Raw genomic sequence first — 11388 nt, forward strand, 5'->3', positions numbered from 1 at the left:
CGGTCCTTTCTGGATGAGCTGTTACCGTGGTCACCAAATCTACCGGACGGGATTCGAAAGAATTGATAACCAGGGCTGCCGTGAGGCGGCTCTTAATTTTGGGAGGTACTCGCTATTGTGCGTGTACAATTATTCTCCTTTGTTCATTGGTAGTCTTATATCATTTATTACTATTTGAAAACAGATTTTTCACTTCAATTATAGATAACCCCGAACTAGACACCACATTGCTTTATTTAGCAACCATATTTCTTTTTCTTTGCTTCAAGCTCTCGGAACAAGAAATCATTAATCTCCTTTGGATACTCATGGGCTTTATGCAAGCCGTGATGAGAATTAATCTCAATGATTTTAAATCCATCTTCAGTAATAGCAATATCAAATCCAAGCCACTTGAGCTGTGGTAAGTAATTGCTAATGTTTAATAGTTCGTTGATCACAATACTCCAATTTGGTAAATAGCCTTCTAACTCAACCCCACTGTCCGGATGAACTTTAACATCAGTATATACATGATCAATTAATACTTGGCCATCATAAAAATGACCTGTTTTCACATCAACTTTACATACCATACCACCTTGAGCAACATTATCAACCGAACCAGATTTCTTGGTACCTATTCTCCAAAACGCAAATGGAATTATCGGATCATTTCCATGTTCATTTATTAAAGTTACTCTCACTGTGTTTACCGCATTTGGATTAATCTTTGCAAGTTCTGAATGCATAATCACATATTCCGTGATAATATAATCATCAAGTCCACTTATCAACTCAGACAACTCTTTTCGGCTATATCGTTGACTATTCGCGAAATAATCATTTCCATCAAAAGTGATTTTATAAAACCCAATACCATACGTCCCTGCTGCCTGTTTCACCGCCAAAACCTTATCGCGTTCAAGAAGTTGAAGCACTCCTTCGATGTTTTCGCATAAGTCTTTTGGACAATCCATCAATTTCATAATCCCGCGGTCTTTTAAAATATGGAAATAATATTTAGGCATAAATTTGTCAAACGGCGCAAGAATATACTTTGTTGTAAGCTTATTATCGATAAAAACACTATATGAATTATTTATTGAATACAAATAGAAGTAATCTCTATCACTAATGATGCTTTTATAATTATTTTCATTAAGGCCATACTGTCTAATGCGCCAAGGATTGAATCCCCTCTTAAAGGCCCAATCTTTTTCTTTTTTAGGAAGGTTTGCTTTCTTATAGGCTTCCTTCATTTCATGTCGATAAAATTCTGCATAGTATCTACTATAGCCTTTTTTTCGATTAAATAAATAAAATAACAAGTCACTCAATCTACGACTTATTCTTTTTAGTTTGTTCATTCTTTGCCCTTCTTCCCAAACAATTGTTTGATAATATCTTGCGCATCATTAAAGGCTTCAATTTTAAATAAAATTGATAATCCAATATATACAATACAACCAACAACAATCTGAATTACCATTGTTAATAAAGAATCCCATTTAAAAAACGAAATAATGCTACATACTAAGAACATAATAATAGCGATGAAAAAATTCCCAGAAATATCTTTAATCTGTTCTCTAACAGGATAATCAATGATTTGTTTGTTGGGATATAAGTTAATGTACGTTGAAATTAGTGTTGTAACTAAATAAGAGAGAGCCATTAATTTTACGCTTATAAAGATTGTCATAAGCATTGCGGTCAAACCTATAACTTTTTTAATAATCTCCAATTTTAAAAAAACATCACTTCTACCCATTGCTTTAATCGCATTTAGATTAGCTGTCTGTATTGGTAAAAAAAGGTAAACAAAACAAAATACACGGAAATAGAAAACGCAAGGTAGCCATTTCTCTGTCAGAAGGATTATGACCAACGGTTCTGAAATTACCGCCAATCCCATGATGCATGGAAACAAAATATATGTACTAATTTTAATTGCCTTCTTGGTCATCGCTTTGACGCGCTGCACTGAATCTTGTTCCATCGAAAAACATGGAAAGAGTATGCTGTCGAATGAAGTATTAATATTCGAGATAAAAAAATTAGGAAAAGAATCACCTTTCGTATAATACGCTAAATCAGCTGCTGAGTATCTCAACCCAATAATGAGCTGTCTTATTTTTGAATAGACCGTATTAAGCAAAGACGCTACTAATAGTTTCCATCCGTATGAAAATAGCACTTTTAAGCGCTCAATTGAAAACATTCTTTTAGGACGCCATTTTACTGTAATCCAAAGAATAATCGTATCCACGGTTACATTAAATATTTGTTGCGCAACTAAAGCCCATACACCAAACCCCATGTACGCCATTGAAATCCCAATTATTGCAGCTCCAAGAGTACCCCCAAGAGTTGCAAAGAAAAACCGTTTAAATTGGAGCCCCCTCGTAACATATGCCTGTTGCACATTCTTCACACCTGAAATCACCAAAGTTAAACTTAATACACGTATTACAGGTATTAGGTCTGCATCTTTATATGCATCCGCAATATATGGAGCTGCAAAAAACATAATCAAGTACAGCAGAAGACATATTATGACATTGAAATAAAAAACCGTCGAAAAGTCCAAATCATCTGCATCTTTCTTTTGAATTAAAGCATTCCCTAACCCACTGTCAACAAATACATTTAGAATAGCAGTAAATACTGTTATTAAAGCAATAGTTCCATATACTTCAGGAGCAAGTAGTCTCGCCAAAACAATCTGAACAACAAATGCAACAGCCTGTGCACCAAATCTTTCAGCGAAACGCCAAATAAAACTAGTTACAACTTTATTTTTTGCCATTTTTTCCTCTAATTATTATCTTGTTTTTCCAATATTTTTGTATTCCTTCATTTAAAGAACTCACATATCAAAACGATTTCTTATCCAGCCACCCAAGGCAGATATTCCTTTCCTTCAAGAATATCTGCTATTCTCTTGCAAGCATGTCCATCACCGTAAGGATTGCAAGCCTTAGCCATTGCGTCATACGCTTCCTGATTTTCTAGCAGTTCCTTGAAGTTCTTGTAGATTACTTCCTCATCGGTTCCTACTAACCTCAGCGTACCCGCCTTCACTCCTTCAGGCCTTTCCGTTGTATCTCTCATGACAAGAACAGGTCTTCCATAAGAAGGCACTTCTTCCTGGATTCCACCGGAGTCAGTTAAGCATAGATAGCACCTAGCTTCAAAGTTGTGACAATCAAACGCCTCAATTGGTTCGATGATGTGGATACGGTCACATCCGCCAAGTTCCTCGTCAGCAGCCTTTCTTACCACAGGATTCATGTGAATCGGATAAACAGCCTTACACTCAGGAAACTCATCAAGAACGCGTCGAATGGCCCTAAACATGTGATGCATCGGCTCACCAAGGTTTTCTCTTCTGTGAGCAGTGATGAAGATAAGTTTACCCTCTCCAACCCAATCAAGTTCCGGATGAGTATAGTCCGCTCTCACTGTATGCTGCATAGCGTCAATGACGGTATTGCCAGTGATAAAAATTTTAGAAGGATCTTTGCCTTCCTTTATTAAATTCTCCGCTGCCGTCTGTGTTGGAGCAAAATTGTACTGTGAGATAATGCCCACCGCCTGACGATTGAACTCTTCAGGGTATGGAGAGTAGATATTGTAGGTTCTCAACCCTGCCTCAACATGTCCAACCGGAATTTGCAGGTAGAAACAAGCCAAAGCTGTTACAAATGTGGTTGATGTGTCACCGTGGACCAATACCACATCCGGCTTGACCTCTTCCAGGACTGCCTTAATCTTCTCAAGAATTCCTGTTGTAATATCGAACAGAGTCTGTCCCTGTTTCATGATGGACAGGTCATAGTCGGGAACAACATTAAATGTGTTCAGAACCTGATCCAGCATCTGTCTGTGCTGACCTGTTACACATACTATTGTTTCTAAAGACTTTCTAGTCTTAAGCTCATTTACCAATGGGCACATTTTGATTGCTTCAGGTCTCGTGCCAAAGACTAACATTACTTTTTTCTTCATTACTATATTCCTTTATTATAAATATTTTGCATATCATTTTCTTAATTAGTAACTAAATATTTTCACGAATAGTCATGCTTATCCAATATATGATTAATTAAAACAGGAAAAACAACTCCAATTTTTACTAATAATGCCCTCTTAGTACTTACATCTCGAAACTTCTTATGAGAGATAATTTCCCTATAATCACGATTGATCATTATACTGTCAAATTGATAGTCTTCTATTTTGTCTAACACGTATTCGTGATATTTTTCACTAGTGTAATTATCGAAATCCTTTAAAAATTCAATCATACTATCATTATGTTTTGTTCTTAAAGTCTTATTCTTTCTCACACGATTTGTCCATGAGCCATCAGAAGCTACTCTATGCCGAGTCATTACCTTGTCAATATAATGCAACTCACCTAATGTTGCCGCATAAAGCAACAACATATAATCGCCAACCCCCCTATTTTCAAAAAGAGCTGGTTTATAAATTATGCATTCTCTTTTAAACATTTGAGAAGCAACTTGCGTAGGGTTATCATATTTAATAGCTTTTTCCATTATAATATCCCCATCAGAATGTAATGTGTGCACTTCGCCTATACTCTTTTCTGTATTTGCTATAATATTTTCATAAGCGTGGCAACACATTGAACACTCATCATGCGTACTCATATAATCATACAAAGTCTGCAACTTATAAGGATCAGTCCAGTAATCATCCCCTTCACAAAAAGCAATATATTTTCCTCTCATTAAGGGATAGATATACTTTTCCTGGAAATTAACACCTTTACTATATTGGTTCTCACTCTGAAGGATCGGTATTATAAAATCGTATTTCTCAGCATACTCCTGAACTATTCTTGCTGTTCCATCTGTTGAAGCATCATCATGAACAATAACCTCAAATTTAAAATTTGTTTTCTGCATTACAAATCCATCCAATGCTTTACGTATATATTTTTCATGATTATAAGTAATACACTGGACTGAAACCATTACATCGTCAGTCATTTTTTATACCTCCAATCACTGATGAAATGTTATATCCGATAAGAGCACCTATTGTATTGCAAATAACATCATCGATCTCAAATACTCCACGTCTAAACACAAACTGATTTATTTCAATAAATAGAGATAATGCAACAGATACAACAAACATAACGTATTTGTTTTTTATTAGGTTTTTACAACAAACACCAACGGGAACAAACATTAATACATTGAGAATCACACCGATAAAGAATGTGAAATCTTCAAAAATTAGCATTTCATAAATACTATAAAATGGAATCACAACAATTTCTCTACAATACCTATCCATTCGAGCAAGTACTGTAAAAGAAAAAATTGTGGATAAGTAAGCCAGCAGAATATTCAATTGAACCAGGAGTTTTCTCCACCTTATATTAATAAATTTTCTTGAAGCAGCTAATAAGACATTCGCCATCAGCAAAGCAATTAGAATCACTTTTAGATACTCAATAAATTTATCTGGATGAATATTTAAACTGAATAAAAAATCCCAAAGCATGTATTTCCCCCAGATGTATTATGTTAGTAGTCAATGTTCAAATTATTTAACATTCTTTGCTTCTACTACCAGTGGTTCGCTTACAAAGCAAGGCGTAATCAAATAAAAGAAATGCCAATTAAACCATACCGCGTCAGTTGCAAATAATAGCAAAAGCAATAAAAAGAAAACTCTTCTTTCGCTACTCATACGATAGAATAATCTAACAAGCATAAATATCATAAAGAAAGTGCCAGCATAGCCAAAGTTCAATAAACAGGTTACAAAATTATTGGAATAACTATCAGGAGTAAACAAATAATTTGAAAACTGTGCTTCACCCACTCCAAATAATTTAAACCACAATGGATAGCTGTCAAAATAATAGCTATATCCTGTTAATCTATATCTTTCAGAACTCATCCTATCTCCAGATAAGCTATTTTCAATTCTAGATAAGCGAACAATGATTTGGTTGATACTTCGTGCTATATGTTCATTACTGCAATATACAATAAATACCATAATCAAAACTGCAAATACAACTAATATCAATCTCCTTTTGTATTTGGATGATAGACCTGACCCTTTAGAGAAAATAAGCATATACGTCAAACAAATTATACATCCACAAATAGCAACTAAAGATGTCGTCAAAAGTAATGCGGCAACAAAAAGGATCGTGTGTTTAAATTTTTTACTTTGAATTGAGATAGCCAATGCTACAATAAGATAAATTCCCGCGTATGATGCTTCTTGAAATAAAGAGTTTGGTCGAACTGCGCCAGTATTAGAAATATATCCCGACCAATGGCCGTAAACTTCCAAGAAGGGAAGTTTTCCATTCCAAAACGAAATACCTAGATAGCCACATATCGCTTGAACAAATATTATTATCGAAACAACCAAACCAATATTAAGCACATATTTATAAAACAAATCTCTACACTCTATACTCCATATTTTTTCGAATATATAGATATATATTACATTAATAATTATTGACTTAATCGATACCAGCAAGCTAAGATGCGACGGATAAAAAGACGAAATAATTGTAATAATTGAAAAACCTAAATACCAAAATAAGAGCGAGTCTGTGCTAATAATGGACAACATTCTCCTGTTTCTTGAAACACACAAAGCAAAAACAATTAAAAGAAAAAAATCTGCAAATCTAATTGTGAATCGTCCGGTTCCACTACCAATTGAAAAAAGGACGTATGGTTCGATAATTGAAAACGATGCGAGGAAAGCAGCTACTAACTTAGGCAGCCGATCTCGGTATTTATTTTCATTGCTTATTTTACAAATATCGTTCACCATACTAAAACCTCTTAAAAATCTACTATCAATAATGTAAGTCTTAATCAGACCATCAATAAGTACTCTGAATACCAAAAAGAAAACTGCATCGTATTGGCAAAAGCACTTACCCCAAACATTTTCTAATCAAATCCTTGATTCCGTTTTCTATCCCAAATGCAACTCCTGGAATTTCGACTTAATAATCCTAATATACTTATTAGGGCAATAGTATCTATCAAAAAGTCGTCTATACTCATTTTGTATTTGATCTAAATCTATTTTTTTGTTACAAAAATTAACAACATTTTCTACATCATCAAAACGCTCTACTCTAAGTACATATTCCATTTCATTACTTTCTTCGTCAAAGCTTCGTATACTTTTATTAAAAATAGGTATCACACCATTTGCCAAGTAACTTGAAAACTTAGTGGGAGTCGCAACTTGATTTACAACATTGTCTTCTCTAAGAATAAAACCAAATTTTATATGTCTCAATCTCTCTTGCAACTTCGAATTCGATACATATTCAATTGAATAGTTTTTGATTTTCTCTTTGCAAATACACTCAGCTGCCTCTATATCGGGAGTAAATATCTTTAGTTCTGAGTTTTTCAAAACCTGTTCCAATTTAGAATACAACTCTATTGTTTGAGTAAAGCACTGCCAAGGTGCTAGAGAACCAACATATGTGAATATATTTTTTTTATATCTTTCACTATCATCAAAAGCTTCTGGATCGATTGTAGTATTAAAGCATGGCATGATAACAGTTTTATCAGATAGACAAAGATTATATTTTTTCTCATAATGCCGCAGCATTTCTTTAGAAACCATAAACAGTATGACTGCGCGAGATAAGCATAACCTTTCAATATACTCTAGTATCTTTTTTCTGATTTTGCTTTGATGTTTCAAGTAACTTTCCTCAGGCAGAACTCCCTGAATCCAAATCCCCACTTTTTTATAACCTTTGCATAATAGTTTTAATGCTTCGATTACAGTTGATACTATTACAATACTGTCCTTCTCAGGTAGACAACTAAAATCGAATCTATTCGCGCTACCATATTCTTGCGCCGCCTTATAAATCGTATCCATGTAATACGCAGTAACATCTCTATTACTTATATTGTCCATGCTTAAAACATTGATCAAATACATTCTCTCCTTCCATCCTTTAGATGCTGGATAAACTGTTTCATTGCGTTTTCCGGTGTGTATTTTTTTGCTTCATTGAAGCAATTGTTTCTCATATTCATGAATACATTTGTATGAGTAATAGAGTACTGGATAGCATTAGCGAGAGATTGCTCTGATTGACTTTCAAAAATCAACCCAGTTTTATATTCACAGATTATTTCCGCATTATATTTCCAATCGCTCGCTATAACTGGTAAGCTCGATGCAAAAGCATCCAAAATCGTTCCTGGGAAGCCCTCACCATGGTAATAAGTTGGGAAAAGTAATGCGTAATAATTCTTCAGAACAGAAGATGCTTTTTTAGAATCCACTACACCGCAGTATTCTATATAATCAGGTAAATCCATCCTAATCATGTTGAATTGGTTCATGTATTCATCATCTGGTTTTCCATAAATATCCAATTTAATGTCTAATTCATTATTCTTTTCTTTTATTTCCCTAATAGCATTAATTGCTATTTCAATTCCTTTTTCTTTTGATATTCTTGAAAAAGTGCAGAAATGATATTTTATACAAGCATGTGAAGGCATCGATTCCACCAACGGCTTACAATTAGGCAAATAAAATACATTATCTAGTCCTATCTCAGCTAGAGTCTCATGCATATTATGAGTTTCAACATATACTCCTGCATATTTTTTCACTTGATTCTTCAAACTTCTTCTTTTTCTCAACATATCAGGTAACCAGCCACCGATTACAACATAATATGTGCTCTTATGTTTTCTAAAAAATGATATCAATAGAGACAGTATATTAATCGCACTAAACGCTGGTAAAATTACTATCCTGTCAGACTTGTTTATTAACTTTATCAAGTGAAACATCTCTTTAGCAGGTGATAAACGTATATGAACAGTATCAACTATGTCAATTTCTTCATTAGGGAAGCATCTGCGTATTTCATCGAGAACAATTCTTGTCTTTATTGTTTGACCATTGCTTGTAGCCTTGCCAACGGCCACATTTCCGCACAATCCAATCATTTTCTCCACCTTATTTAAATATGATAAACGCCAGGCAACTTAATGATGTTGTGGCAATCAAGAACCACCTTGCCGTTCAGTTTCTCGACGTTTTCCTTGATTTCATTATGCTTAACCATAATTACAACCATATCCACATTATTCAGGAATACATCTAAATCATGGTACTGGTTTGCAACGACATCCTTTGTGATAAACGGATCATAAACCTTCAGACCAGTTGCCAGATGCCTTTCCTGACTTTCGAGAAGCTGGAGTGTAGGAGATTCACGCATATCATCAACATTCTCTTTGTATGTAAGACCATACAAGCCTACACGCTTAACATCCGTAAATCCCTTTTCCTTCATGATTTCATAGATACGGTTAAGCACAAAATCCGGCTGAGAATCATTGGTCTTCATGGACTCGTCAATAACCTTTGCAAGAGAAGGATAATCACCAACCAGGAACCAAGGATCAACGGAAATGCAATGCCCGCCAACCCCAGGACCCGGCTGTAAGATATTTACGCGAGGATGCATGTTGCAAATCTCGATAATCTCATACACATCCATATTGTCATGTCGGCAGATTCTCGCCAGCTCATTTGCAAAAGCGATATTTACTGCACGGAAAGTGTTCTCCACAACCTTAGTCATTTCAGCAGTCTTGATATCAGTTACAACAATTTTTCCCTGACAGAAGGAAGAATAAAGTTTCTTAATTTTCTCACCAATCTCTCTGTCATCAGCGCCGATGGTGCGGTTATTGTGAAGAAGTTCATAAACCATATTACCAGGGATAATTCTCTCTGGTGCGTGTACAAGATTGATATCTTCTCCGATAATAAAACCAGCTTCTTCTACTGCTGGTCTCACAAACTTCTCCATAGTTCCAGGCGATATGGTCGATTCAACAACTACTGTCGCCCCTTTAGGAGCTACCTCCAGAACGCTCTTCACTGCTGCGACGACATAGCAAGCATCAACCTTCTTGCTAAACTTATCATACGGAGTCGGAACAGACACGATATATGTATCTGTAACCTGATACTCTGTGTTGAACTTGATCCCGGCTTTCAGGGCATCCTGGAAGAGCTCATCCAGTCCATCTTCTTTGAATGTTGTGTGGCCAGCATTCAGTGTATCAACAAGCTCCTTATTATAATCTGTGCCAACTACCTCAACGCCATGAGTCGCCATCATAAGAGCGGTAGGAAGACCGATGTACCCTAAACCAATTACGTTAACCATTTAATGTTTCCTCCATTATCTTTAACAATCTTTGCGTCAAAATATTAAAATCATATTCAGCAGCAATGTTCTTTGCTCTTTCACCCATTTCTTTGAGCTCTTTCTTATCCTTTTCGGAAAAATCAAGAATTGCTTTTGCAATCTTATCCGGGTTGGGATCATCCAGCGCTATACCGCAGTTATTCGTCGTTACAATGTTGTAGTTCATATCCACAGTAAGTAGAACAGGACATCCAGCCGCTAAATACTCAAAAAGTTTATTTTGGCTACCACCGTATTTAAGTGTCTTTGCCTTTTTATAATTAAGAATACTCAAATTGCATTTATTCAATATATAAGGTATGTATTTCTTTTGTACTTGCCCCTTAAATACAACATTGTTTACTCCATGATCACTACAGTACTTTTCTAGTATTGGGCGATCATCCCCGTCTCCGTATAATAATATCTTTATTCTTGGATTACCCTTTAATTTCTCCGCTGCGTAAACAACGCTACTCAAATTATTAGCTGTTCTAATTGAACCCGCATACACAACTTTAAATGTATTTTCATCATCTAAATCCGGATCGGTAAACGCATTATTCTTTATTTCTTCATAGAATTCATCCAGCTTAACTCCATTATTTATATAGTGAAATTTTGATAGCGGTAATTCATTCCAACCTTTATCAGATATATAATCACGTCCGCCTTCCATCGAGAAAATTACGCCTTGTACTCTTCGGTACATTACTCTTTCTCGATTATAAAGATACTGTATTACCGGATTATTGTTGCTAAATTTATAGTATTCCACGATAGACATCGGCCACAATAATGTCTGGTGCTTCAAATTTCTCCGCTATCTTATTGAAACGATTTGCAAACTGGAACATGTTGCGTATTCTTTTATACCCATTGCCAGTGTAATCATCGCATTTGATATGAACAAAGTGAAGGTCATCATACACCTTTTCAATATATGGGCTAGAATCCGTAATCAGATTAATATCAGTATTATGAATCGTACTTGCAGAAAAAATCGTACATTCAATCCCCATTTGTTGAAGATAGTGAGCATACATTTGTGTTTTGATTCTCATCTCATATTGAGGTGGCATCGAATAATGACTAACAAACCATACTCTTCTAATTGTTGACATTAT

At 35.1% G+C, this 11388-nt stretch carries 11 protein-coding genes; all 11 read right to left on the reverse strand.

Annotated elements, in window-relative coordinates:
- Nucleotides 1-236 precede the first annotated feature (236 nt).
- The gene (locus LKD70_RS12295) at nt 237-1349 is read right to left on the reverse strand and encodes a sugar-transfer associated ATP-grasp domain-containing protein (protein WP_227708268.1); all 1113 of its coding nucleotides are present in this window, start codon (nt 1347-1349) and stop codon (nt 237-239) included.
- The gene (locus LKD70_RS12300) at nt 1346-2791 is read right to left on the reverse strand and encodes a lipopolysaccharide biosynthesis protein (RefSeq protein WP_227708269.1); all 1446 of its coding nucleotides are present in this window, start codon (nt 2789-2791) and stop codon (nt 1346-1348) included. Before LKD70_RS12300 ends, LKD70_RS12295 begins: the two co-directional genes overlap by 4 nt.
- Before the next feature lie 80 nt (nt 2792-2871).
- A complete protein-coding gene (gene wecB, locus LKD70_RS12305) occupies nt 2872-3993 on the reverse strand; it encodes a non-hydrolyzing UDP-N-acetylglucosamine 2-epimerase (RefSeq protein ID WP_227708270.1) in 1122 nt (373 codons plus the stop codon).
- A gap of 62 nt (nt 3994-4055) precedes the next feature.
- Nucleotides 4056-5003, reverse strand: a complete 948-nt coding sequence (locus LKD70_RS12310; RefSeq protein WP_227708271.1) for a glycosyltransferase — start codon at nt 5001-5003, stop codon at nt 4056-4058.
- Nucleotides 4996-5526, reverse strand: a complete 531-nt coding sequence (locus tag LKD70_RS12315; protein ID WP_227708272.1) for a VanZ family protein — start codon at nt 5524-5526, stop codon at nt 4996-4998. The genes LKD70_RS12310 and LKD70_RS12315 overlap by 8 nt, the downstream gene beginning before the upstream one ends.
- Nucleotides 5527-5568: 42 nt before the next feature.
- The gene (locus tag LKD70_RS12320) at nt 5569-6831 is read right to left on the reverse strand and encodes a hypothetical protein (protein ID WP_227708273.1); all 1263 of its coding nucleotides are present in this window, start codon (nt 6829-6831) and stop codon (nt 5569-5571) included.
- 147 nt (nt 6832-6978) lie between these two features.
- On the reverse strand, nt 6979-7971 hold the full coding sequence (locus tag LKD70_RS12325) for a glycosyltransferase family protein (protein WP_227708274.1): 993 nt from the start codon (nt 7969-7971) through the stop codon (nt 6979-6981).
- Nucleotides 7968-9005 (reverse strand): glycosyltransferase family 4 protein, encoded by a 1038-nt coding sequence (locus LKD70_RS12330; protein WP_227708275.1) that lies wholly within the window; start codon nt 9003-9005, stop codon nt 7968-7970. Before LKD70_RS12330 ends, LKD70_RS12325 begins: the two co-directional genes overlap by 4 nt.
- Before the next feature lie 14 nt (nt 9006-9019).
- A complete protein-coding gene (locus tag LKD70_RS12335) occupies nt 9020-10240 on the reverse strand; it encodes a nucleotide sugar dehydrogenase (protein ID WP_227708276.1) in 1221 nt (406 codons plus the stop codon).
- On the reverse strand, nt 10233-10940 hold the full coding sequence (locus LKD70_RS12340) for a glycosyltransferase family 4 protein (protein WP_227708277.1): 708 nt from the start codon (nt 10938-10940) through the stop codon (nt 10233-10235). Before LKD70_RS12340 ends, LKD70_RS12335 begins: the two co-directional genes overlap by 8 nt.
- Before the next feature lie 85 nt (nt 10941-11025).
- On the reverse strand, nt 11026-11385 hold the full coding sequence (locus LKD70_RS12345; protein WP_227708278.1) for a hypothetical protein: 360 nt from the start codon (nt 11383-11385) through the stop codon (nt 11026-11028).
- Nucleotides 11386-11388 lie beyond the last annotated feature (3 nt).

The sequence above is a fragment of the Ruminococcus turbiniformis genome (assembly GCF_020687545.1).
Taxonomy (GTDB): Bacteria; Bacillota; Clostridia; order Lachnospirales; family Lachnospiraceae; genus Mediterraneibacter; species Mediterraneibacter turbiniformis.

Coding starts and splice junctions, on each gene's coding strand:
- LKD70_RS12335 (WP_227708276.1), bottom strand. CDS start 10,240: ATGGTTAACGTAATTGGTTTAGGGTACATCGGTCTTCCTACCGCTCTT.
- LKD70_RS12310 (WP_227708271.1), bottom strand. CDS start 5,003: ATGACTGACGATGTAATGGTTTCAGTCCAGTGTATTACTTATAATCAT.
- LKD70_RS12315 (WP_227708272.1), bottom strand. CDS start 5,526: ATGCTTTGGGATTTTTTATTCAGTTTAAATATTCATCCAGATAAATTT.
- LKD70_RS12330 (WP_227708275.1), bottom strand. CDS start 9,005: ATGATTGGATTGTGCGGAAATGTGGCCGTTGGCAAGGCTACAAGCAAT.
- LKD70_RS12340 (WP_227708277.1), bottom strand. CDS start 10,940: ATGGAAGGCGGACGTGATTATATATCTGATAAAGGTTGGAATGAATTA.
- LKD70_RS12295 (WP_227708268.1), bottom strand. CDS start 1,349: ATGAACAAACTAAAAAGAATAAGTCGTAGATTGAGTGACTTGTTATTT.
- LKD70_RS12300 (WP_227708269.1), bottom strand. CDS start 2,791: ATGGCAAAAAATAAAGTTGTAACTAGTTTTATTTGGCGTTTCGCTGAA.
- LKD70_RS12345 (WP_227708278.1), bottom strand. CDS start 11,385: ATGTCAACAATTAGAAGAGTATGGTTTGTTAGTCATTATTCGATGCCA.
- wecB (WP_227708270.1), bottom strand. CDS start 3,993: ATGAAGAAAAAAGTAATGTTAGTCTTTGGCACGAGACCTGAAGCAATC.
- LKD70_RS12320 (WP_227708273.1), bottom strand. CDS start 6,831: ATGGTGAACGATATTTGTAAAATAAGCAATGAAAATAAATACCGAGAT.